Origin of the sequence: Tenacibaculum mesophilum (assembly GCF_003867075.1) — a bacterium.
Taxonomy (GTDB): Bacteria; Bacteroidota; Bacteroidia; order Flavobacteriales; family Flavobacteriaceae; genus Polaribacter; species Polaribacter mesophilus.
In genome coordinates, this window is the sequence record NZ_CP032544.1 from 1,420,001 (window position 1) to 1,444,874 (window position 24,874).

The window sequence follows — 24,874 nt, forward strand, 5'->3', positions numbered from 1 at the left end:
CTCTCACATATATTCGAGGTGACAGGAATAGACCATCTTAGAAAACACAATTACTTACTTTTTAATCTTTCTATTTCCTGTAGTACCTTATCTAAAGTAATTTGCAATCCAGTAACCTCACTTTGCAATTTAACCACTTTTATGTAATTGTTTTCCCGTAGCACCAACTCTAGATTCCTTTTTCGTTGAGTAATCCATTTTGTATCTTTTACTGTTAGATTATTTTGATGTAATAACGCTGTACACGCATGCAATCCTCTCAACCCAATTGCTCTTTTCTTTTGTAATCTCTCTAAATCTTCTTGTCTATTTCGTAAACTTTTAGCCACTTTTTTCTGTAATCGCTCTAATTCAGATATGGCTTTTTGTTGTTCTTCCTCTATAAAGGCAGTAGTATGTGTTAATTCAGTAACAGATGTTTTTAATTCCAGTGCTTTATATAGCGGAATCAATCTATCTAACTGTTGTAAGTTATAATTTCTCCGTTTTAACGATAGTGACTTTACTGTATCGGTTGATACTTCTAAATAATTAGCCACTGCACTAATAGAACAATAAAAAAAGAGTCTTATTTTCTCTAACATAGCTTGTACACTTTTTAAAGTAACATCTTTTTTGGTGTACACCTCTTGTACACTTTTTTAGTTCGCAATTATTTTAGTGTACACCAGTTGTACACTTTTCAAAATCATAATTTTTTTGGTGTACAAAAAACACCCAAAAAAGTCCAATACTATGATTGGACTTAAAGAAGCTTAGGCAGCCAACGTTGTTTTGTGATTTTCAATTTCTGTAATCGCTGCTGTTAATACCGTTACTTGCGCCTCTAGTTGTTGATGATCTATTTGATCTTCTAACACATTTACTGAACTGTAATTAGCATTTCGATTTTCTAACGATTTTAACTTCGTTTCTTCACGCTCAATTTTTAGTTCTAAGCTACGCTTTTCTTTTTCGTCGGTAATAACACCTAATGCCGATTCAAAACCAGCAATAATAGCTTTTACACTCACAATTCCCTCTTTAACGGTGGTGGTTCTTTCTGCCTTGTCTTCTAACGATTCCCCTAAATTTCGAAGTCTTCTTTCTAATAAGGTTTTCTCTGCTGTGGTGATTTCAATAGCGGTATCACACTCTGCTTTTGTAGTTAATAATGCTAAATTCAATTCCATAATATATATAATTTAAAAGGTTACAATTTTTTTAAGGAGAATTTCTTTTGAATAGTAAATCGTTGATTTTTTAGACTTATTGTAGTGTTAACGTTTCGTTATGAGCTTTTTAACAAAAACCACTGTTTTTTAACACTGCAACGTCATTATAAACAATACACAGTAGAGATTTTTTCAAATTACCTCAACTGTCACTTCGAGTGAAATTCACGAAACAAAGTCAAGAGAATTTTGTATCGAGAAGTATTTGGTAACAACAAGGTTCTCGATACTATTTTGTTCCACTACGTTACACAAAATCACTCGAACTGACATTTCAAACGTCATTACGAACCAAACGCAGTGAAGTGACGTAATCTTATGAATGGGAGTTACTCGTAACTTTGAGATTTCTCGCTATCGCTAGAAATGACGGGAAACGAGAAAATATTGCTTCGTCATACCTCCTCGCAATGACGATAACAAAACCGTCCTCAGGAAGCAAGCCGAAAATTACACCGCAAGAAACGTTATAAATGAAAAGTTGTTTGAGCGACAGCGAGTTCTTTTCATTTAGTTTCGAGGATGATAATTTTCGAGTGAAGGTTTCGAAAAACTAGATTTTTTGGTTCTTTTTCATCAATGAAAAAAGAATAATACTAAAATAAACAAAACGGTCATTTCGAACCGAGCAGTAACGAAGTGTGATTAAACCCCATGAATAGGAGTTACTCAAAAATACATACTTTCATTTTGTCTTGATACAAAACGAAACAAAAAATCAAGACTTCTTTTTCTTTTTTTGAATTCTACGTTGTATTCCGTATTCGAATCCAGACCGTAAACTATTTGGATTCTCTTATACTCCATAACCTTGAATTCTAGCAAAATAAAAATAGGTCGGTTTTTACTCATAAGCCTTCTTTACTTTGTAATGACAATAATAAAACATCATTACGAACGGACACTGAGTCTTTCGACTATCGCTCAAGATAAACTATGATCGAAGTGGAAAGTGACGTAATCTCATGAATTAGGAGCTACTCATAACATTAAGATTTCTCCCGCTGGTCGAAATGACGGGAAACGAGAAAAAGATTGCTTCGTCCTTCACTCCTCACAATGACGGTTATAAAATGTCCTTAGAAAACAAACCGAAAATTACACCACAAGAAACGTCAAAAATGAAAAGCTGTTTGAGCGATAGCGAGTTCTTTTCATTTAGTTTCGAGAATGATAATTTTCGAGTGAAGGTTTCGAAAGACTAGATTTTTTGGTTCTTTTTCATCAATGGAAAAAGAATAATGCTACTATAAACAAAACGGTCATTTCGAACCGAGCAGTAGCGAAGTGTGATTAAACCCCATGAATAGGAGTTACTCACAAACACATACTTTCATTTTGTCTTGATACAAAACGAAACAAAAAATCAAGACTTATTTTTCCTTTTTTGAATTCTACGTTGTATTCCGTATTCGAATCCAGACCGTAAACTCTTTGGATTCTCTTATACTCCATAACCTTGAATTCTAGCAAAATAAAAATATGTCGGTTTTTACTCATAAACCTTCTTTACTTTACAATGACAATAATAAAACGTCATTACGAACAGACACTGAGTCTTTCGACTATCGCTCAAGATAAACTATGATCGAAGTGGAAAGTGATGTAATCTCATGAATTAGGAGCTACTCATAACATTAAGATTTCTCCCGCTGGTCGAAATGACGGGAAACGAGAAAAAGATTGCTTCGTCCTTCCTCCTTGCAATGACGGTAACAACTAATTAATTACTTACTATTCCTTTCTTTTTATTGTATTTATCAGCAATATCCGTCCAATCATTTCTACGAGTGTGTCCAAAAATAATTTCTACTTTGCTATAATCACTTTGTTGGTCTTCCTTCCATTCTGTCCATTCTTCCTCATCCCATTCGGTTCTTTCATCATCAATATAAAATCGATCATTTTTGTATTGATCAATAAGAAAATCTACAAAATCATCAAAACTATCTGCAATTACCGAAACAGGTTCTGATTCCCCACATGGTAAGTAAATAATTTGTCCGTAAGTCCCTTTTTCTGCCGGGTCATAATCAATACACAAGTATTGGCCAGAGCCATCGGTAGCAAAGGGTATCCTTTTAGCACTGCACAAAATGTTTTTCACCAAATCTTTTTGATAAACACTATCGGGATAAGCTTGGTTTTCGCGTTCTTTAAAAAAGTTATAGGTATCAATAATACGATTACAACTATATAAAAAATAGCTAAAAAATCCGTGTGGACTTTCACCCCACTTCTCGTCTCCATTGGTTATTTTTAATAAGTCTTTTAGCGATTGCGGTATAGGTAAGTTCGTTTCTTTTTCTATACGCGCTATTGCTGTATCACTAGCTCCTGGTGGTAATGTTTCTCTTATTTCTGAAAATTTTATTGAAATTACCGCTAACAATTCTTCTATCTTATTTTTCATAGTATGTATGTTTTTATGTAAGCTGCAATCTACCGAAATTCTATATTTTACATATACTTAAAAACCACACACAAAAACCTCTACTTTGTTTTTACTTTTTTTAAAACGATAAAGACTTTTTTAAAACTAACAAAATTCTAAAAACAAACATTTTTCTATTACGGTAAGTATATTTTTTAAACGTTTACAATCACACTACATTTTATTTTTAACACACTCACCTCTTTTTTGTGCTTTCTTATGGTTTTCCGTAGGGTAATTGTGCGGGTTTTGTTACTTTAGGGGCTATTAATTAAAAAAAGCCAACGGATTATAACAAGATTCAAGTAATATCGATGTTATAATAAAACCCTGAATAAATTAAACAACAAGTTTAAAATAAACTACATAACTTGCTTATATAACAACACTATATTTTATATAAACCTAAAAGGTTAGTAAACTTCATGAAGGACACAAATTTTATATTCTTATATACCTTTAATTAGCTTAAAGATTTATATTTTTAACAACTATTTCAAAAAAATTGTATATAGATTTAAATAAAACTCCATTCAACTGGAAATCAATACCATAAAATCAAAAAATGACAAGCATAGACCAAAGAACACAATTACAAAATCAAATATGGAAAATAGCCAACGATGTGCGTGGCTCTGTTGATGGATGGGATTTTAAACACTTCGTTTTAGGGACTTTATTCTATCGCTTTATAAGTGAAAATTTCACCGATTATATTGAAGCAGGTGACGATAGTATCAATTATGCAGCTTTACCAGATACAGTAATTACACCCGAAATAAAAGAGGATGCTATAAAAACCAAAGGCTATTTTATTTATCCAAGCCAGTTGTTTGTAAATGTGGTTAAAAATGCAGATGACAATGATGACTTAAATACCGATTTAGCTAAAATATTTACAGCAATAGAAAGTTCTGCAAATGGTTATCCGTCAGAAGAGGATATAAAAGGCTTATTTGCAGATTTTGATACTACAAGCAACCGATTAGGAAATACGGTAGGCGATAAAAATAGCCGATTAGCTGATGTTTTAAAAGGTGTTGCAGGATTAAATTTAGGTAATTTTCAAGACAATAAAATCGATTTGTTTGGGGATGCCTATGAGTTTTTAATACATAAATATGCAGCCAATGCAGGTAAGTCTGGTGGTGAGTTTTTTACACCAACAAACGTATCGCAACTCATTGCACAATTGGCAATGCACAAACAAGATAAAATCAATAAAATTTATGATCCTGCTGCGGGTTCTGGTTCATTGCTCTTACAAGCTAAAAAACATTTCGATAATCATATTATAGAAGAAGGTTTCTTTGGGCAAGAAATAAACCATACTACCTATAACTTGGCACGTATGAACATGTTTTTGCACAATATAAATTACGATAAGTTTCATATTGTGTTGGGTAACACCTTAATGAATCCACAATTAGGAGATGACAAACCCTTTGATGCCATCGTATCTAATCCACCATATTCTATTAAATGGAAAGGTAGTGATGATCCAACGCTTATTAATGATGATCGTTTTGCACCTGCAGGAGTATTAGCACCAAAATCAAAAGCAGATTTTGCGTTTGTACTACATTCATTAAGCTATTTATCAAGTAAAGGTAGAGCAGCATTGGTATGTTTCCCTGGTATTTTTTACCGTGGTGGTGCAGAACAAAAAATTAGAAAGTATTTAGTAGATAACAACTATGTAGAAACCATCATCAATTTAGCACCTAATTTATTTTATGGTACGAGTATAGCCGTTACGCTTTTGGTATTATCTAAACATAAAACCGATACTAAAACACAGTTCATTGATGCTAGTGGTGAAGACTTCTTTAAAAAAGAAACCAATAACAATGTGTTGTATGACGACCACATTGAAAAGGTGATGCAATTATTTGATAGCAAAGAAGATGTAAAACACGTAGCAAAATCTGTAGACAATAGCATAATTGCCAATAACGATTACAACCTTTCTGTTAGTTCTTATGTAGAAGCTAAAGATACACGCGAAAAAATAGATATTACAGAGTTAAATAAAGAAGTAGCAGCTACTGTTAAAAAAATAGACAAACTACGTGCCGATATTGATAACATTGTAAACGAAATTGAAGCATGAGCGAACTAATTTTATACACAACAGAAGATGGTTTAACTAAAATTAATGTTAAACTTGAAGAGGAAACGGTTTGGTTAACAATAGACCAAATGGCTGAACTATTCAATAAAAGCCGCTCAACAATTAATGAGCATATCCTTAATGTTTACAAAGAAGCAGAACTGCTCGAAACAGATACAATGAGAAAAATCGGAATTTCCGATTTTTCTACCAAACCCACTAATCACTATAACCTAGATGTAATTATTTCAGTAGGATACAGAGTAAAATCTGTACAAGGTACGCGATTTCGCCAATGGGCAACACAACGCCTTAAAGAATATATTGTAAAAGGCTTTACCATGGACGATGAGCGTCTTAAGAATCTTGGGGGTGGCAACTATTGGAAAGAGTTATTAAACCGCATACGTGATATCCGCTCTAGCGAAAAAGTCATGTACCGCCAAGTGTTAGACTTGTATGCTACAGCTACCGATTACGACCCTAAAAGCCAAGAAAGTTTAGCGTTTTTTAAAATTGTACAAAATAAATTGCACTATGCAGCGCATGGCAATACGGCAAGCGAAGTTATTTTTTTAAGAGTAGATAGCAACAAACCGTTTGCAGGCTTAACCAATTTTAAAGGCGACCAACCCACACAAGCCGAAGCCATGATAGCCAAAAACTTTTTACAAGAAAAAGAGCTAAAAGTACTAAACAACCTTGTAGCCGCCTATTTTGATTTGGCAGAACTAAATGCCATAGAAGAACGCGAAATGCGTATGGCGGATTATGTTACCGAGTTAGACAATATATTAGCCTCTACAGGGCGAAAAGTATTAGAAAACGTAGGCAAAATATCTAGTACTAGAGCCAAAGAAAAAGCCACGCAAGAGTATAAAAAATACAAAGCCAAAACCCTGAGTACCGTAGAAAAAGATTATTTAAAAACCCTAGCTGAACTAGAACAAACAGCGAAAAAACAAAGCCGTAAAAAATGAGCCAGTTAGATAAATTATTGGAAGGGGTTGATGTTGAATGGAAAACTTTGGGTGATAATGACTTTGTTGAGATAGCAAATTTTGGTAGGAAACCAGTTAAATCCTCTTTACGTATTCCTGGAAAAATACCTTATTATGGTGCTAATAATATTCAGGATTTTGTTGAAGGTTATACGCATGAAGGTACATATATTTTAATTGCAGAAGATGGTTCTGCAAGTTTAGAAAATTATTCTATTCAATGGGCGAACGATAAATTTTGGGCAAATAATCATGTACACGTAATTCGAGGTGTTAATAGCCTTGATAGTCGCTTTTTGTTTCATTATTTAACAACGGTCAATTTCATACCATTTTTATCAGGTGGAGGGAGAGCCAAATTGACCAAAGGTAAGATGACAACTATCCCAATCCCAATACCATGTCCTGATACCCCAGAGAAATCACTCGAAATCCAAAAAGGAATAGTTCGTATTTTAGATACCTTTACAGAACTTACTACAGAACTTACTACAGAACTTACTACAGAACTTACTGTACGTAAAAAACAGTACGAGTTTTACCGTGAACAATTACTAACTTTTGATAAAAAAGAAGTTAAACATTTACCTATGGATGATGAAAATGTAGGCGAGTTTATTCGAGGTAAACGTTTTGTCAAAACCGATATGATTTCAGATGGCGTTCCATGTATACACTATGGTGAAATGTATACACATTATGGTACATGGGCAAACAAAACAAAGTCATTTGTTAGTAAAGAACTGGTAGAAAGAAAAAATTTAAGACGAGCATTAAAAGGAGATGTTGTAATTGTAGCAGCTGGTGAAACCATTGAAGATATAGGTCAAGGAACAGCTTGGTTAGGTGAAGAAGGAGCTGTTATTCACGATGCTTGTTTTTATTACAAAAGCAATCTAAATCCTAAATATGTCGCTTATTTTACCAGAACAAGACAGTTTCATGACCAAATAAAGAAGCATATCCGTACAGGTAAAATATCAGCAATAAACTCAAAGGGTTTAGGTAAAGCATTAATTCCTATTCCATCGCCAGAAGAACAAGAGCGAATTGTAAACATCCTTGATAAATTTGATGTATTAACTACGTCAATTAGTGAAGGTTTACCAAAAGAAATAGAATTACGTAAAAAACAATACGAGTATTATAGAAACAAATTGCTAACGTTTCCAGAATAAAAAAATAGCTAGAAAAAGAATATGGGGCAATCATTAACAGAAATAGCACAAAAACTAGAAGACAGTCAAAAAAAGGTACAGTTAATCTACGCTTTTAACGGTACGGGTAAAACACGCCTATCACGTAAATTCAGATTGTTGGTAGATCCAAAAGTTTCTAACCAAGAACAGGAAGAGGAGCAAGTATCAGGTATTAAAGTAATGTATTACAATGCATTTACAGAAGATTTATTTTATTGGGATAATGATTTAGATGCAGACACTAACCGTAAGTTGTTAATTCGTCCTAACAATTTTACAGATTTAGCACTAGGCTTTTTAAAAGACCAAGGATTAGATGATAATATCGTAAAAAACTTTCAACACTTTACTACAGATTCTATAACACCGCTATTTAATGAGGAGTATACCAAACAAGATGAAAATGGTAAAAATATTGTTGTAAAAGCATATTCTGAAGTAACATTTTCTGTAGCTAGTGGTGATGACCAAAGCCAGAATAATATTAAAATATCAAAAGGTGAAGAAAGTAATTTTATTTGGTGTGTTTATTATAGTTTAATTGAACAAGTAGTTGAGCTTTTAAATATTCCAGAACCTGAAGATAGAGCAACCAATCAATTTGATGATGTAGAATATATATTTATTGATGACCCAATAAGTTCTTTAGATGAAAATCACTTAATAGAGCTTGCTGTCAATTTAGCTGAATTGATTAGAAAATCAAATGATATCAAATTTATAATTTCTACACACAATCCACTTTTTTATAATGTGCTTTATAATGAGCTTGGTTTAGCTAGAAAAAAGGGAGCTTTTATGTTGAGTAAAAATGAAGATGGTACGTTTAATTTAGACCCTAAACATGGTGATTCTAACAAAAGTTTTTCATATCATCTGTATTTAAGAGACGTAATAAAAAATGCAATTGATAATAATGAAGTTTCTAAATTTCATTTTGTGTTGTTGCGTAATTTGTATGAAAAAACAGCCAACTTTCTTGGTTATAGTAAATGGTCTGAATTATTACCAAAAGATAATAGAGAAGGATATGCTAGTCGTATTATGACTTTTTATAGCCATAGTACGCTATCAAGTGAAGAAGTAAGAGAGCCAACACCACCAGAAAAAGAAATGGTTAATTATTTATTTAAATATTTGCTAGATAATTCCAAATATTTACAAGAAGAGATAGAAATAGAACAAGCTTAAACAATAGTTGTAGTCCAATGAGTCAATATAAAACCATAGCAGAATCAAACAATTTCATTGTTTTAGATAACTACAAAAAGTTTTCAGAAGTAAATGAAACTCCTTCAGGTTATCAAACAGAAGCAGATTTAGAAAAAGAATTGGTACAAGATTTAATAAACCAAGGCTATGAGTATGTAAAACATCTAACCACACCAACAGCTATGTTGGCAAATGTGCGTGTACAATTGCAAAATCTTAACGATATGCAATTTACAGATAAAGAATGGGCACGTTTTGTAGAAGAGTATTTAGACAAACCAAGCGATAACCTAGTTGATAAAACAAGAAAGCTACACGATAACTACATTTACGATTTTGTATTTGATGACGGGCATATCCAAAACATCTATTTAGTAGATAAAAACAATATTTCACGTAATAAGGTTCAAGTTATTTCACAGTTCGAGCAGAAAGGCACACATGCCAACCGCTATGATGTTACAATTTTAGTAAACGGTTTGCCTCTAGTACAAGTAGAACTAAAAAAGCGAGGTGTTGCTATTCGTGAAGCGTTTAATCAAGTGCATCGTTATACAAAAGAGAGTTTTAATACAGAAAACTCTTTGTTTAAGTACTTGCAAATTTTTGTAATTTCTAACGGTACAAGAACACGTTATTTTGCCAATACTGTAAAGCGCAATAAAAATAGTTGGGATTTTACCATGAATTGGGCAGATGTAAAAAACAAGTCCATCAAAGATTTGAAAGATTTTACAGTAACATTTTTTCAAAAACAAACACTCTTAAATGTCTTGTTAACCTATTCGGTTTTTGATAGTAATAATACGTTACTAGTAATGCGTCCCTATCAAATTGCAGCAACAGAACGTATCTTATGGAAAATACAAAGTTCGTTTAATGCTAAAAATTGGGCAACTACAGAAAGTGGTGGTTTTATATGGCATACTACAGGTTCTGGTAAAACATTAACCAGTTTTAAAGCAGCACGTTTAGCAGCGACAAAATTAAAGTTTGTTGATAAAGTATTTTTTGTAGTAGACCGTAAAGATTTGGATTTTCAAACCATGAAAGAATACCAACGCTTTTCGCCAGATAGTGTAAACGGTTCAGACAGTACAGCAGGTTTAAAAAGAAATATAGATAAAACCGATAATAGAATTATTGTAACCACCATTCAAAAGTTAAATAACTTAATGAAAGGTGAAAATGATTTAGATATTTATCAAAAGCAAGTGGTCTTTATTTTTGATGAAGCACATCGCTCTCAATTTGGAGAAGCGCAAAAAAACCTAAAAAAGAAGTTTAAAAAATACTATCAATTTGGTTTTACAGGAACACCTATTTTTCCTGAAAATGCTTTAGGTTCAGAAACTACACAAAGCGTATTTGGTACAGAATTACATTCTTATGTAATAACAGATGCTATTAGAGATGAAAAAGTATTAAAATTTAAAGTAGATTATAATGACGTTCGTCCTAAATTTAAAGGGATTGAGTCGGAACAGGATTTAAAAAAACTATCCGCAGCAGAAAACAAAAAAGCCTTATTACATCCTGTTCGAATCAAAGAAATTTCAGAATATATTTTAAAACATTACAGACAAAAAACACACCGTACAAAAGGCAGTAATAGCGGTTTTAATGCCATGTTTGCAGTAAGTAGTGTAGATGCAGCAAAATGTTATTATGAAGAATTAAACAAGCTTCAAAAAGACAGCGATAAACCTTTAAGAATAGCAACTATTTTTTCTTTTGCTGCAAATGAAGCACAAGGGGCAATTGGTGAAATACAAGACGAAACCTTTGAGCCTACAGCTATGGATGTAAGTGCTAAAGAGTTTTTAACTAAAGCTATTAATGATTATAATGCCGCATTTAAAATGAATTATAGTATTGATAGTAAAGGCTTTCAAGATTATTACCGTGACCTTGCCAAACGTGTAAAAAATAAAGAGGTTGATTTATTAATTGTAGTGGGGATGTTCTTAACAGGTTTTGATGCACCTACTTTAAATACCTTGTTTGTAGATAAAAATTTACGTTATCACGGATTAATGCAAGCCTTTTCACGCACCAACCGTATTTACGATGCTACTAAAACCTTTGGTAATATTGTTACGTTTAGAGATTTAGAACAAGCAACAATAGATGCCATTACACTTTTTGGAGATAGCAGTACTAAAAATGTAGTATTAGAAAAAAGCTATAAAGAATATTTAGAAGGTTTTACGGATATAGCAACAGGTAACGCACGAAGAGGTTATATTGAAGTGGTAGCAGAATTAAAAGAAAAATTCCCAAATCCTAATGAAATAGAAACAGAAAAGGATAAAAAAGAATTTTCAAAACTCTTTGGTGAATATTTACGCGTAGAAAATATATTGCAAAATTATGATGAGTTTAATCATCTTAAAGAACTGCAAAGTATTGACTATTCAGATGAAGAGGCTATAGAAGCATTTAAAGAAGAAAACTTCTTAACAGATGAAGATATTGTAAGTATGCAAGCTATTGAAGTACCTGCAGAAAGAACAATACAAGATTACCGCTCTACCTATAATGACATTCGTGATTGGCTAAGAAGAGAGAAACAAGGAAATGAAGCAGAAGAGTCAGATATTGATTGGGATGATGTGGTTTTTGAAGTAGATCTATTAAAATCTCAAGAAATAAACTTAGACTATATTTTAGAATTAATTTTTGATAGTAATAAGAAAACCAAGAATAAGGCAGATTTAGTAGAAGAAATAAGACGTGTAATTCGTGCAAGTATAGGTAATAGAGCTAAAGAGGGTTTAATTGTAGATTTTATTAATGAAACCGATTTAGATGAAATAAAAGAAAAAGCAAATATCATAGATGCGTTTTTTGCCTATGCACAAGGAAAACAGAAAGCAGAAGCATCAGAATTAATTACAGATGAAAATTTAAATGAGGAAGCTGCAAAACGTTATATTTTAACCTCTTTAAAACGAAAATATGCGAGTGATAACGGTACAGAGTTAAATTCAATTTTACCAAAAATGAGTCCTTTAAATCCTCAATATTTAACTAAAAAACAAAATGTTTTTCAAAAAATTTCTGCCTTTGTAGAGAAGTTTAAAGATGTTGGAGATCGATTATGATCTCTTTAAGTAACTTGAATTTAATATGGAAAAGGATTATAATAAATATGGTTCAGCAGCAAAACAAGCTGCAGAAATAGGAGAAAACCCTGTTGACTCTTGGGAACAAGCTGTATCTACATATTTTACATCTGAAAGTTCAAAACAAAAAGGTTGTCCTAGAAATGCTTTTTTAGGGTTGTGTGAAGTTGGTTTAATAAAGGGGATAAAAGACGGTGTGTATCTTAAAAGTAAAAGAGAAAATCTTAACAAAAAATATGCAATAACAGCTGTTGAAATACTTAATGAAATCCCAAGTTTTACCCAAAAAGAACTATGGGATAAAGTAAGAGAAAAATTAGCTTTAGGTGAAAAAAAACATAATTCTCAAATGGATGTAGTATTAGCACTTTGGCAAAATAATTTAATCAAAAAAAATACCTTTTAAAAGTTTCAGAGATATAATGTTTGATAATTTATTTAAATTATATAGGAATAATACGGGTAAAAAAACACCTCTTGAAGACTTTACCACAGAAAGTTTAGCTAATATTTTTATACTTTACCCTAACATTGCTAATGATTTTTGTATTAACTTTTTAAAGCTTCCTAAGGATAATTATAAGGTTTCAACACAATATTACCAACATATCTCTACAAAAGCCTCTAATTGTATTATTGATTTAGTTTTTTTAAGTAAAAATCATGTTTGTTTTGTAGAGAATAAAGTAGAATCTCTAGAAGGAAAAAATCAGTTAAAAAGATATACAATTGCATTACAAGAAAACCATTTAAAAAAAAAGAAATACTTAAGATATTGTACAAAATATGCTGACCCCAAAACAATTAATCAGGATTATGTTGATTTTTCACAATACAGATGGTACGAACTAGCCCATTTTTTAAGCAGGTATGAAGAAAACCTACTTATAAAAACTTATTTAGATTTTTTATACAATAACAATATGAGCCAAGATAACACCATAAAAAGTGAGCAACTTTTAACTATAGAACATTTAAGAAAAACTATAGAAATAATTGAATTTCATATAGATAATAGTAAGTCAAATTTTTCAAAGTTTTTTGGCGCTGCTAGTAATATTAATAAAAATACAAATTGGAATCAGATTAAATCTCAAAATAGGATATGTTTTTATCAAGAGAATGTATTAGTTTCAAAAACAAATCAATATTCAGAAGTTTTATATGCCATAGAATTTGATGAGTTAAAAATGGTTACACAAATTTATGTTGACAAAAAACATGAGCAATACCCAAATATCGTAAATGAAATTGTAGAAGGTGTTTTTATAAAAAGTTTTTTTGAATATGGAGTAGCTTTAAGACTTGAAGAAAATTTAGCTAATTATTTAAATAATACTGATGGAGATAAATTAATACAAGAATGGTATTATAATAGTTTTAATAAGTTGAAACAATGGATTAAAAATACTTCTAATTTACAATGGCATGATTATATAAAAAATTAAATTAATAATGGTTTCTAACTATAGATATACATTATTCTTAAAACAAGAAAGCAATCTTTCCTATATTCATTATAAGGAAAAGAAAGGAAAAAAAGTAAACTTTAAAAAGCCTATTACTCAAAAAGGAGTTCCTAAAATATACGTAATCAAAACAGAAAATGAAATTATATACGTAGGTTATGCAAATCAATCATTAGGTCTAAGACTGGGGCAAGGTATGCGTCCAAAAGGTGTAAAAGGGTACCATGGCTACAAATGGAAAGATAAATATGACATGGTTGAACTTTTAGTATTTACCTTTGAAAATATGGGCCTTAATTTTGATAACAAAAAAAATCAAAAGCTTTTTTTTCAGGCAGTAGAAGCGGAATTAGTCTATAAAATACGTTTTGAAACAGGAAATTGGCCTATGCATCAAAACGAAATTCATTTCAATAACCATGTTGATAAAAATAAAGTTTTACAAATTGTAGATAGTATTTACAAAACCCTAACAAATAGATGACAAATCGCCCACAAACCATACAAATATTTTTACCAGATGGCTCACCAACCAGTATTCGTGAAGCAGAAATTACCAGTAGACTAGTAAAAGCTATTTTATTCCCTAGAAATAAAATACAAGAAGTAAGTCAACGAGAAATGGTTCGTTATACAGGAGTATATTTTTTATTTGGTCCTTCAGAAGATGGTACAAAACCTATTGTTTATATTGGTGAAGGAGAAGATTGTTTTACCCGAATACAATCGCATAACCGTGAGAAAGACTTTTGGACGCATTGTGTTATTGTTGTTTCGAAAACAAATGACTATAATAAAGCTGATAGTAAATTCTTAGAACATTACTGTATAAAAAAAGCAGAAGAAGTAGGAAGGTATAAACTATACAATGGTACTGGCTCTAATAAACTATCTATTTCAGAAAGTAGAGAACATGACTTATTAGATAATTTTGAGACTGCTAAAATTTTACTTGCAACTTTAGGCTATCCTATTTTTGAAGAAAAACGAAAAGCTACAACCCAGAAAGAATTATTCTACTGTAAAGGTAAAGATGCTTCTGCTATTGGAGAACTAACCGATGATGGTTTTCTTGTTTACAAAGGCTCTAAAAGTAACTTAAAAGAAACCAAATCTATTGGTTCTTGGGTATCTAGAATTAGAAAACAACTCATAGAAGACTCTATTTTAAAAGAAGAAAACGGATTATATATTTTTCAATCAGATTATGTTTTTAATTCTCCTAGTGCCGCTGCTGCAATCGTTTTAGCTAGAGCCGCTAATGGTTGGACAGAATGGAAAGACAAAACTGGTAAAACCTTAGATGAATTAAAAAGAAAATAATCTTGTACACTTTTTAAAATGAAAAACTTTTTAGTGTACAGTCTCTGTACACTTTTTTATTTGGTTCTTTTTTTGGTGTACAAAAACGAGAAGATATTTTTAACATTAAGTTCAGTAGAGCTAAATCTCATGTATGGGAGTTACTTGTAATCTTAAGATTTCTCAGTCGCATACTCCTTCGAAATGACCGCTATCGAGAAAAAGATTGCTTCGTCCTTCCTCCTCGCAATGACGATAAAAAAACCGTCCTCAGGAAGCAAGCCGAAAATTACACCGCAAGAAACGTTATAAATGAAAAGCTGTTTGAGCGATAGCGAGTTCTTTTCATTTAGTTTCGAGGATGATAATTTTCGAGTGAAGGTTTCGAAAGACTAGATTTTTTGGTTCTTTTTCATCAATGGAAAAAGAATAATGCTACTATAAACAAAACGGTCATTTCGAACCGAGCAGTAGCGAAGTGTGATTAAACCCCATGAATAGGAGTTACTCACAAACACATACTTTCATTTTGTCTTGATACAAAACGAAACAAAAATAGGTCGGTTTTTACTCATAAGTCTTCTTTACTTTGCAGTGACAATAATAAAACGTCATTACGAACGAAACGCAGTAGAGTGATGCAATCTCAAAAACAAAATAACTGTCATTTCGAGTGAAATTCATGAAACACAGTGAAGTGAATTTTGTATCGAGAAGTATTTGGTAGTAACAAGGTTCTCGATACTATTTTGTTTCACTTGGTTACACAAAATCACTCGAACTGACAATTAAAACGTTATTACGAACAAACACTGAGCACAATTAAAGCGGAAAGTGACGTAATCTCATGAATCAGAGTAACTCATAACATTAAGACCTCTCACATCCATTCGAGGTGACGGTACCCGAGAAAAAGATTGCTTCGTCCTTCACTCCTCACAATGACGGTTATAAAATGTCCTTAGAAAACAAGCTAAAAATTAACAACAAACTGTCACTTCGAGTGAAATTCTTGAAACATAGTGAAGGGAATTTTGTATTGAGAAGTATTTGGTAGTAACAAGGTTCTCGATACTATTTTGTTTCACTTGGTTACACAAAATCACTCGAACTGACATTTAAAACGTTATTACGAACAAACACTGAGCACAATTAAAGCGGAAAGTGACGTAATCTCATGAATCAGGGCTACTCATAATATTAAGATTTCTCGCTATCGCTCGAAATGACGAGAAACGAGAAAAAGATTGCTTCGTCATACCTCCTCGCAATGACGATAATAAAACGTCCTCAGGAAGCAAGCCAAAAATTACATCTAACTGTCACTTCGAGTGAAATTCATAAAACATAATAAAAAGGAATTTTGTATCGAGAAGTATTTGGTAGTAACAAGGTTCTCGATACTATTTTGTTCCACTACGTTGCACAAAATCACTCGAACTGACATTTAAAACGTTATTACGAACAAACACTGAGCACAATTAAAGCGGAAAGTGACCTAATCTCATAAATTAAGGGTTACTCATAACTTTAAGACCTCTTAACTTACTTCGTAAGCTATCTTCGAGTTGACTAAAACCAAGAAAAAGATTTCTCAGTCGTAACCTCCTTCGAAATGACCGTTATCAAGAAACTCCCCTCCTTTTGTTATTGCTTGTAAAAAACTCTTACGTCTTCTGCTTGTAATTTTAATAAGTCGTCTTTCACTCTAACTCTTATTAAATGCATTCCTTTTGAAAGGTTTTCAGATATTTTAAGCCTCCATAGGTGTTTACTTTTTGTAGTTGGTTTGGGCATTTTAGATAGTTTTTGTCCTTTATACCTTTCTAATTCTTGAAGTAAATAAAATCTTTTTAACTCTGGTGCTACTCCTTGATAATACTCCATAGATTGCCATGTTGTACCATCAAAAGAAAGCTCAACTTTTGTAGATTCTCCTCCTGCAAACACATTCGCATATACATAAGGTTCATTTAAAATGTTCATTTCTGTATCCCATTCTTTGTTCTCTGGAACCCAAATATGCATTTGCTTTTCTATAGGTGCTCCAGAAACCTTATAACTAAGGTGATAATCCTTATCTTCTGTTTCTAAGAACCAATATCCTTTTGGGGTACCATCATACATCATCGCAAATGGAACTCCATGAATATCGTGCGCTCCTTGCCACCAAGCACCACAAACCGCTCCTCCTACTAACTGATGAACTGCTGGTTTCTGATTTCTTTGAAAGTAGCTATGGTATTGTGTATGTGTATGCCCCGCAGCAATCAATACTTTGTCAAAAGGATTCATTAATGATATGAATTCTTCCTTATTACTTGTATACTCCAAAGGGATATGCGTAAAAACTTTTATCGAGTTATACTTGGTTGCAAACTTCTTAGTAATGTGAGACACAAATGTTAATTGATCTTCATCAAACTTACCTATATACTCACGATTATTTATTGGGAAATTGTTGTTGAGCACCAAAAACAGGTTGTTTCCGTATTCAAAAGCATAGTACGAAGGTCCAAACGAAGCTTCGTAAGTTTTGTCTCTATTAGAAAGTTCTTGTTCTCCAAAGTTTAAATCGTGATTCCCTATTACATAAAACACAGGTACTCCAATCAACCCTAATGATTCTGATAGAGGTTTAAATATGTTAAGATTATCAAACGAAAGATCTCCTAATGGAATTATTAAGTCTGGTTTGTTTTTTACTAATTCTTCTGTTACTAACTTATTAACATGATGAATATCATCAATTACATCTGATTGAGGATCTCCTAACAACGCTATTTTCACCTTGTCTTTTTCCTTATTAATATATAACGGAAAATCAAATGATTTTTTATTGGTTAACTCTTGAAATAGATAGTAAAACTTCAAATTATTTTGTGGGGTACGTGGTGAAACGTACCCCTTTGGTTTGATAATAAATAGTGGATTATTCTCTAAAGTCTTTATTTTATAAATCCCTTTAGTATTTGTTGCTACAACATCTTTTCCATTGCTTACAAGTATACCTTTAAGGACTTTATCTCCTTTGTCATAAATTCCATTTTTATTCTTATCATGATAAACTCTTCCTGAAATTTTAGGCAATTGCCCTAAAGCTACTTGTACTATAAGTACTAATAAACCGAAAAGAAATCTTGATCTACTCATTAGTTTTTACCTTTAAGATTTCTAGAACCTTCCCTAAAAGATCGCTATTTTCATAAACTCCTTGTAATTTATCTGATTGTGGACCGTATGCAAACAAAGGCACCATTGCTCCTGTATGATCGTGAGTAGTAAAGTCTCCTTCAATCATATGGTTTTCTACATTTCCTTGTGGAATAGAAAACCCTGAAGTTTCATGATCTGCTGTAACAATTACTAAGGTATTTTTATTAGCATCTGCAAATTTTATCGCTTCAGTTACCGCCTTGTCAAAATCAATTCCTTCTGCTATAATTCCATGGGTATCGTTAAAATGTCCATAACTATCTATTTGAGCTCCTTCTACCATTAATAAAAATGATTCTTTTTTCGACTTTAAAAAAGACAAACTACGTTGAGTTGCTTTTGCTAAAAAATTACCTCTTCCTTGCTTGATTCCTGGCATACCTCCTTCTGCTGTAAAAACTCCTACTTTTTCTTCATCATTAGCAATTTCTTCAATAGTATTTTTAATACTGAAGGGCATCGTTTGTTTATTTAAGAAGTGTTTTGCTCCACCACCTATAAACAATGAAATCTCACTTTTTTCAAGATCTCTTGCTATTTGTTGCATATGTGATCTATCTTTTTGATGTGCGTAAAAAGCCGATGGAGTTGCTCCTGTAATTTCATCAGTAGTAATTAAGCCAATATTATAATTGTGTTCTACTAATAACTCACTGATGTTTTTTACTGGTTTGCCATCTGGTCCTACACCAATTGCTCTATTGTATGTTTTAACTCCAGTTGCTATAGCAGTACCTCCTGCAGCAGAATCTGTTGTAAAATCGTCTGAAGATTGTGTTTTTAAAAACCCAACACTTCTTAATTGAGTTAATGTTAAATTTCCACCATTTGCTAAAGCTGCTGCTGAAATTTGAGATACTCCATTTCCATCACCAATTAATAAGATGATATTTTCTACTTTTTTGTTTTTTTGATCGTAGGCGAATGTAGGTTTGTAAACTTCTGATTTTTCTTTATTGAAGCTCACTCTTTTTGATAAGCTTTTTAGGTATTTAGTAGCTTCAAAAGGTTGATCGGTATTTATAAAATCAACTTTTAAATCTGTAAAAACTTTCCAAGCTGACTCTGAATCTGGTGCTCCCCAAAAACGAAAAGGCTTGTTTAAATTGTGTGCTGTTTCAATTACTTTTTTTACTCTTTTAAGATCATCTGCAACCATTCTTCCTTTTCCGTTCCATACAGAATAGTTTTTATAATCAACACTAATTAACCCAACCTTATTCCAAGCTTCTTGGTTTAAAATCTTAGTTAATTTTTGATGGTCGAATTGTATATAATCCGGATAGTCTACATAATCTTTGACCTGTGGTTTTCCACCTGAAATAACAAACTGTATATTTTCATTTTTAGTTAAATCAGGATACTTCTTTAATATTTTTACTAAATGATTTAACGTACTGTAAGGTTCTGACTTTACATCTATTAACAACTGTATTTTGTGTGTAAGTTGAAGATCATTCTTTAAAGCAGTTCTTAAAGGATCTAAATAAAGCGACTCTATAGTGTGTTTGCTGATAATCTCAGCTGTTTCGTGTGCTACAAATAGGGTATTATCTTTGAATATTACATCTATTTCTAAAGAATGAACTCCCGCTGCATAGGCTTTCCAAAAAGGAACAGATTGTTTATAATCGTTGTGAGAATGTACTTTATAAGTATAGTTTGAGGTTTGTGCTTGTATAGCTCCTACCCCTAATATTAGGTATAAAAATATCTTTTGAATAAATTTCATTTTATGCATTTATAAAAAAGATGCCGCCTCAACGACATCTTTTTGTTAAACTTAAATTAAACTAAAAAAATGACTAAAATTACCATCCTATGTTTTGCTTGATTCCTGAAGAGATAATTGCTTCATTAGGAATTGGCCATACATGCATATAACTAGGGTCAAAATTTCTTGCTTGCCACACTTGTTCAACAGTGTAGTCTGAATCTGGGTTTGATCTATCTGTATGAATTCTACCATATAAAGGTTTACTATATACTTCAGCAGCATCTCCCCAACGTACTAAATCGTAATGTCTGTTAGCAAACTCACCAGCAAACTCAACTCGTCTTTCGTGCTTTATATCTTCTAATGTAGCATTGGTAACTGGAGCTAATCCTGCTCTTTCTCTTACGCTGTTTAAATCAGCATCTCCGTTTCCTCCTTGTTGTATTAATGCTTCCGACTTCATTAACAATATTTCTGCATAACGCAGTATTGGAGTATTATATAGTGTTGTTGGTGAGTTACCGTTGGAATTTATATACGTTCCTACTGGATTTTCAAATGTATACTCATACATGTATTTGTTGAACTGAAACCCTGATAGTGAGTTTTCTGATTGGTATCTTTTTGTTTCTCCAAAAAATTCAAACTCGTCTCCAAATTTTAAGATGGTTACTTCTCTTCTTGCATCGTTAGGTTCAAATTCGTTATACAAGCTTTCTGTTGGTGTATAATATCCCCAACCGTTATATTGCCCCCAGCCTTTATTTTCTAACATTACACCTGGTAAAATACTTCCGCCTTCAACACCTGAATTAGCAGACCAAATATATTCACTCGTCCAGTTATTAAGATGACTGTGTAACAACCTGAAATCTTTTTTTGGATTATCTGTATCAATAAGTGCTCTACCTGACCCTGAATTTGTTACTGCATCACAATAAGTTACCACATTAGCATATTTAGAACTGTCGTATTGTGCCCAATACAAATAGGTTTTTGCAATATATGCTAAGGCTGCATCTTTATGTGCGCGTCCGTAATCACCTTCTCCCATTTCAGTAAAAAGAGGTAATAAATCTGCTGCTCTTTTTAAGTCTTTAACAATAAATTCATAATTTTCTATGACGCTTTGTGGTCGTTTATAACTTCCTGCTTCATTGTTCATATTATCTTCGGTAACAATAGGGATACCTCCATTTTTATCATTATCTCCATAGGTATGTGCTAACCAGAAATAATGAAACCCCCTCATAAAGTAAGCTTCGCCTAACAAACGATTTTTAGTTGACTGACTAATATTCATTTGCGGAACATTTAAAATAATATCGTTCGCTCTCCTTATTATCTTATAACTTTGAGGATACATCCAAGAGGTATATCCTTCATCTCCAGTTATATTAAAATTTTTCACATTATCTGCTGTAGCATTTAGTCGCCCTGTTACCATATCATCTGATGCATTAATGTACCAAAAGAATCCTCTTCCAAACATATCATCATCTTTCATATAATAATATAAACTGTTTACTGCTTCCAAAGCATCTTGTTCTGTTTTCCAAAAGTTTTCATATGAAGTACTTCCTAATGGATCTAGATTTGTAAAGTCATCTGAACAGGAAACAAATCCTACTTGAATACTTACGATGTATGCAATTAGTTTTATATATGTATTTTTCATCTTCTTATTTTTTATTTTGTTATAATGACAATGATATTCCTGCTGAGATAGTTCTTGCTGAAGGATATCTTCCAACATCTAATCCCTTACCTCCTACTTCAGGATCCATTCCACTATAATTTGTGATTGTAAACAGGTTCTCTCCTGAAACATAGATTCTTAATGATGATTGACTTAATACAGAACTCATTTTACTTGTTGGTACTGTATAACCTAGTGTTACGTTTTTAAGTCGTAAGTAGGAAGCGTCTTCTAAGTACCAGCTTGAAGTGGTTCCGTACGTTTGATTATTATCTTGTGTAGACAACCTCGGAATGTTTGTATTTGTATTTTCAGGAGTCCAAGCGTTTAATACACCATTATCTAAATTATATCCTTGTTGAGAAGCATTGAAAGCTGTAAACTTATATGCATTAAATACTTTAACACCTCCTACTCCTTGGAAGTTCATATTTAAATCAAATCCTTTATAATCTAAATTTAATCCTAAGTTATAGGTTACTTCTGGTAAATAACTATCCATAAAAACACGGTCGTTATTATCTATTTTACCATCGTTGTTTGTGTCTTGAAACTTAAAATCTCCCGGTACTGCGTTAGGCTGTATTAATTGCCCATCTTTACTATGTGCATTGACTTCTTCTTGTGATTGGAAAATTCCTAAGTAAGGCACTAAGTAAGTTGAGTATAATTCTTTTCCTACTACAGATCTGTATGGGTATAATGTGCTTCTAACATTATCTGAGTGTGCTATATAATCAATTCCACTACTGTTATACCCATTAAGGTTCATTAATTCATTATCAAGAAAACTAGCGTTTGCACTAATACTATAATTTAAGTCTCCTACATAATCTTTATACGAAACTGCAAATTCATATCCTGTGTTTTTAACTTCTCCTCCATTTACATCTGCAGCCGACGTTCCTTGGTGAATATCTTCTAGTCCAGGAATAATCATTCCTTTTGTGGTTTTCTCAAAATAATCGGCAACAATAGAAAGTCGATTGTTGAATAAATTCATATCAATTCCAAAATCTAAAGATTCTGAAATTTCCCATTTAAGGTTAGGGTTTGATTGTCTTCCTACATACGTACCTTTATCGTCTAAAGAACCATCTGCTCCTAAAATAACATTTGTGGTGTTTAAAGGAACATCAAAAGAGTAATACCCTACAGAGTTTATATTTCCTATTTGTCCCCAAGATGCTCTTACTTTTAAATTATTAATAGTTTCAATATTAAAGAAATCTTCTCCTGATATTTTCCATGCTGCTGAAGCTGATGGAAAATAATCTGCCTGATTTTCTTTAGCTAAACGTGAGGTTTCATCTCTACGAATACTTCCTGATAAGAAATACTTACCTTTATAGTTATATAGCACCCTTCCTATTGCAGAAGTTAAAGCATCCTCGTACACATCTGTCTCTGGAGTTCTAATTACTGATGCATTAGACATGAATTGATTGAAAGGTTCTTCACTACTAAATCCTTCTCCTTGCTGGAAATAGTATTCGTAATCGGTAAACTGTGACGAGTAAACAGCGGTAAGATCTAAATTATGATTTCCAAAACTCTTTTTATAGCTTAATTGATTATCCCATACCCAACGCTTAGTATCTGAGTAACTCTGATATAAATAATTGTTTAAATTCGTTCTTCCTAACTCAGGAATTTTTGGAGAAAACTTTTTATATTTCGTATCCGTAGTACTATAGCTATAACTCGTTTTAAACTTTAATTCGTCCGTAATGTCGTAGTTAAGGTATACGTTAGCGTTTAAGTAATTAACAGGATTACTAATATCTGGACGTAACAACAAGGCTACAGGATTATATACGTCTCCGTAAGCTCCTGCATAATTTGATAAATTTTCTGGTACTACTCCACTAAAATTTCCGTTTGCATCACGTATTGGTGCTGATGACGGCATGTATAATGCATTTACAATACTACCTGAGTAAGAACTTGTTGAGTTTGTACCTACTGCTTCACTTCTTGAATAATACACATTTTCACCTATAGTAATATTATCTGTAAGGTGTATGTCTGTTTTTACTCTAAGAGAAAAACGTTCTGAATAGGTATTTAGTAATAATCCTTCTTTTTTATGATAACCAAAAGAGGTCATATAATTCATCTTATCAGTAGCACCACTTATATTCATATTGGTATTGTACATAGCTCCTGATCTAAAAATAGCATCCATCCAGTTAGTACGTGTTACTTGACCCCATGGATTTTGTTCTGCATCGTGAGCAGACTGTCTTGGAGCACCTGCATTATCTGCCGCCATATTGTATACATCTGCTTGTTGCTTTGCATTTAAAGGCGTAGGTAATTTAGCTGCTGATTGCACACTGCTATAAAAGTCAAAACTAATTCTTGGTTTTCCTTTTTTCCCTTTTTTAGTTTCAATTACAATAACACCAGAAGCTGCTTGTGCTCCGTATATTGCAGCAGCTGCTGCATCTTTTAAAATAGATACCGATGCGATGTCATTAGGATTAATTGCTGGCCCGTAATACGGTACACCATCTACAACTGTAAGAGGTTCTTCATTCGCAAAAGAACCGTACCCCCTAATTACTACTTTACCGTCTTCAGATGGATCTCCTCCTTGTTGTAAAACAGTTACACCAGATACACTTCCTTGTAAAAAATCATTTAACGTAGATACTGGCCTACTAGACATAGATTCTATGTTTTCTACTGTTGAAATTGCTGAAGTAAGATCTCCTTTTTTTGCACTACCATAACCAATTAGTACTACCTCATCTAAAACGCTCGACTCTTCATTAAGTGCTATTGAAAACTCTTGGCTTCCCGAAAAAGGAAGTTCTAGTGTTTGAAACCCTATAAAAGAAACTACTAAGGTTCCTTGATCTTTATTTACACTTAGCGTAAACTTACCATCAAAATCGGTAGCTGCTCCATTCTTACTTTGCTCTTTAATAAGAACAGTTGCTCCGGGAATGGGTTCTCCGTCTGTTTTAGACACAACGGTACCTTTTAAAATAGTTTGTGCTACCGTTCCGGAGACTACCCCGAAACATAATAACAATATAAATAAATAGTGTTTTTTCATTTGATAATTTAGGTTTTGATTCTGAGACGAATCTATTTCAAGATGCTTTTTAAAGAGGGTCAAATGGTTTCAAAAAGGAGTACTTATATTTCAAAAAGCCTCA

16 protein-coding genes are annotated in these 24,874 nt (G+C 32.4%); 9 read left to right on the forward strand and 7 right to left on the reverse strand.

The genetic code is table 11. The annotated features are described in order from the left end of the window. Window positions 1-50 precede the first annotated feature (50 nt). The 3 genes from D6200_RS06580 to D6200_RS06590 all read right to left on the reverse strand — a co-directional run bounded on the left by D6200_RS06580 (window position 51) and on the right by D6200_RS06590 (window position 3,627). Complete coding sequence (locus D6200_RS06580) at window positions 51-584, reverse strand: hypothetical protein (protein ID WP_125064385.1); 534 nt, start codon at window positions 582-584, stop codon at window positions 51-53. Window positions 585-755: 171 nt separating this feature from the next. Continuing rightward, window positions 756-1,172, reverse strand: coding sequence for a hypothetical protein (locus D6200_RS06585; protein ID WP_047790780.1), 417 nt, complete (start codon window positions 1,170-1,172; stop codon window positions 756-758). 1,765 nt (window positions 1,173-2,937) lie between these two features. Beyond that, window positions 2,938-3,627 (reverse strand): SMI1/KNR4 family protein, encoded by a 690-nt coding sequence (locus tag D6200_RS06590; RefSeq protein ID WP_073184890.1) that lies wholly within the window; start codon window positions 3,625-3,627, stop codon window positions 2,938-2,940. A gap of 586 nt (window positions 3,628-4,213) precedes the next feature. On the opposite strand from D6200_RS06590, the gene D6200_RS06595 reads away from it, so the two are divergent. Genes D6200_RS06595 through D6200_RS06635 form a run of 9 tightly spaced genes read left to right on the forward strand, consistent with a single transcriptional unit; the run spans window position 4,214 to window position 15,093 of the window. Beyond that, window positions 4,214-5,761: a type I restriction-modification system subunit M gene (locus D6200_RS06595; RefSeq protein ID WP_073184892.1), complete on the forward strand. Its 1,548-nt coding sequence runs from the start codon at window positions 4,214-4,216 to the stop codon at window positions 5,759-5,761. Continuing rightward, window positions 5,758-6,741: a RhuM family protein gene (gene rhuM, locus D6200_RS06600; protein WP_073184894.1), complete on the forward strand. Its 984-nt coding sequence runs from the start codon at window positions 5,758-5,760 to the stop codon at window positions 6,739-6,741. Before D6200_RS06595 ends, rhuM begins: the two co-directional genes overlap by 4 nt. Further along, complete coding sequence (locus D6200_RS06605) at window positions 6,738-7,940, forward strand: restriction endonuclease subunit S (RefSeq protein ID WP_073184896.1); 1,203 nt, start codon at window positions 6,738-6,740, stop codon at window positions 7,938-7,940. The genes rhuM and D6200_RS06605 overlap by 4 nt, the downstream gene beginning before the upstream one ends. 21 nt (window positions 7,941-7,961) lie before the next feature. Then, on the forward strand, window positions 7,962-9,152 hold the full coding sequence (locus D6200_RS06610; RefSeq protein ID WP_073184898.1) for an AAA family ATPase: 1,191 nt from the start codon (window positions 7,962-7,964) through the stop codon (window positions 9,150-9,152). Window positions 9,153-9,169: 17 nt separating this feature from the next. After that, window positions 9,170-12,280 (forward strand): type I restriction endonuclease subunit R, encoded by a 3,111-nt coding sequence (locus tag D6200_RS06615; RefSeq protein ID WP_073184901.1) that lies wholly within the window; start codon window positions 9,170-9,172, stop codon window positions 12,278-12,280. Window positions 12,281-12,305: 25 nt separating this feature from the next. Then, window positions 12,306-12,707 carry a DUF6979 family protein gene (locus D6200_RS06620; protein WP_073184903.1) on the forward strand — a complete coding sequence of 134 codons (402 nt, stop codon included), beginning with the start codon at window positions 12,306-12,308 and terminating at the stop codon, window positions 12,705-12,707. A 16-nt stretch (window positions 12,708-12,723) separates the two neighbouring features. Next, the gene (locus tag D6200_RS06625) at window positions 12,724-13,749 is read left to right on the forward strand and encodes a PD-(D/E)XK nuclease family protein (RefSeq protein ID WP_073184905.1); all 1,026 of its coding nucleotides are present in this window, start codon (window positions 12,724-12,726) and stop codon (window positions 13,747-13,749) included. Window positions 13,750-13,756: 7 nt separating this feature from the next. Next, window positions 13,757-14,254 (forward strand): hypothetical protein, encoded by a 498-nt coding sequence (locus tag D6200_RS06630; RefSeq protein WP_073184906.1) that lies wholly within the window; start codon window positions 13,757-13,759, stop codon window positions 14,252-14,254. Continuing rightward, the gene (locus D6200_RS06635) at window positions 14,251-15,093 is read left to right on the forward strand and encodes a GIY-YIG nuclease family protein (RefSeq protein ID WP_073184907.1); all 843 of its coding nucleotides are present in this window, start codon (window positions 14,251-14,253) and stop codon (window positions 15,091-15,093) included. The genes D6200_RS06630 and D6200_RS06635 overlap by 4 nt, the downstream gene beginning before the upstream one ends. 1,626 nt (window positions 15,094-16,719) lie before the next feature. On the opposite strand, the gene D6200_RS06640 is transcribed toward D6200_RS06635, so the two are convergent. From D6200_RS06640 to D6200_RS06655, 4 genes are all read right to left on the reverse strand, one after another. Further along, on the reverse strand, window positions 16,720-18,225 hold the full coding sequence (locus D6200_RS06640; protein ID WP_073184908.1) for a calcineurin-like phosphoesterase C-terminal domain-containing protein: 1,506 nt from the start codon (window positions 18,223-18,225) through the stop codon (window positions 16,720-16,722). Further along, window positions 18,218-20,020, reverse strand: coding sequence for an alkaline phosphatase (locus tag D6200_RS06645; RefSeq protein WP_083574851.1), 1,803 nt, complete (start codon window positions 20,018-20,020; stop codon window positions 18,218-18,220). The genes D6200_RS06640 and D6200_RS06645 overlap by 8 nt, the downstream gene beginning before the upstream one ends. Before the next feature lie 79 nt (window positions 20,021-20,099). Further along, window positions 20,100-21,683, reverse strand: a complete 1,584-nt coding sequence (locus tag D6200_RS06650; RefSeq protein ID WP_073184909.1) for a RagB/SusD family nutrient uptake outer membrane protein — start codon at window positions 21,681-21,683, stop codon at window positions 20,100-20,102. 19 nt (window positions 21,684-21,702) lie between these two features. Further along, a complete protein-coding gene (locus D6200_RS06655) occupies window positions 21,703-24,771 on the reverse strand; it encodes a SusC/RagA family TonB-linked outer membrane protein (RefSeq protein WP_073184910.1) in 3,069 nt (1,022 codons plus the stop codon). Window positions 24,772-24,874: the final 103 nt, after the last annotated feature.

Excerpts from the sequence above, each read along its gene's own strand:
- D6200_RS06605 (WP_073184896.1), top strand. The coding sequence starts at position 6,738 with ATGAGCCAGTTAGATAAATTATTGGAAGGGGTTGATGTTGAATGGAAA.
- D6200_RS06650 (WP_073184909.1), bottom strand. The coding sequence starts at position 21,683 with ATGAAAAATACATATATAAAACTAATTGCATACATCGTAAGTATTCAA.
- D6200_RS06635 (WP_073184907.1), top strand. The coding sequence starts at position 14,251 with ATGACAAATCGCCCACAAACCATACAAATATTTTTACCAGATGGCTCA.
- D6200_RS06610 (WP_073184898.1), top strand. The coding sequence starts at position 7,962 with ATGGGGCAATCATTAACAGAAATAGCACAAAAACTAGAAGACAGTCAA.
- rhuM (WP_073184894.1), top strand. The coding sequence starts at position 5,758 with ATGAGCGAACTAATTTTATACACAACAGAAGATGGTTTAACTAAAATT.
- D6200_RS06625 (WP_073184905.1), top strand. The coding sequence starts at position 12,724 with ATGTTTGATAATTTATTTAAATTATATAGGAATAATACGGGTAAAAAA.
- D6200_RS06620 (WP_073184903.1), top strand. The coding sequence starts at position 12,306 with ATGGAAAAGGATTATAATAAATATGGTTCAGCAGCAAAACAAGCTGCA.
- D6200_RS06580 (WP_125064385.1), bottom strand. The coding sequence starts at position 584 with ATGTTAGAGAAAATAAGACTCTTTTTTTATTGTTCTATTAGTGCAGTG.
- D6200_RS06590 (WP_073184890.1), bottom strand. The coding sequence starts at position 3,627 with ATGAAAAATAAGATAGAAGAATTGTTAGCGGTAATTTCAATAAAATTT.
- D6200_RS06645 (WP_083574851.1), bottom strand. The coding sequence starts at position 20,020 with ATGAAATTTATTCAAAAGATATTTTTATACCTAATATTAGGGGTAGGA.
- D6200_RS06615 (WP_073184901.1), top strand. The coding sequence starts at position 9,170 with ATGAGTCAATATAAAACCATAGCAGAATCAAACAATTTCATTGTTTTA.
- D6200_RS06585 (WP_047790780.1), bottom strand. The coding sequence starts at position 1,172 with ATGGAATTGAATTTAGCATTATTAACTACAAAAGCAGAGTGTGATACC.
- D6200_RS06640 (WP_073184908.1), bottom strand. The coding sequence starts at position 18,225 with ATGAGTAGATCAAGATTTCTTTTCGGTTTATTAGTACTTATAGTACAA.
- D6200_RS06655 (WP_073184910.1), bottom strand. The coding sequence starts at position 24,771 with ATGAAAAAACACTATTTATTTATATTGTTATTATGTTTCGGGGTAGTC.
- D6200_RS06595 (WP_073184892.1), top strand. The coding sequence starts at position 4,214 with ATGACAAGCATAGACCAAAGAACACAATTACAAAATCAAATATGGAAA.
- D6200_RS06630 (WP_073184906.1), top strand. The coding sequence starts at position 13,757 with ATGGTTTCTAACTATAGATATACATTATTCTTAAAACAAGAAAGCAAT.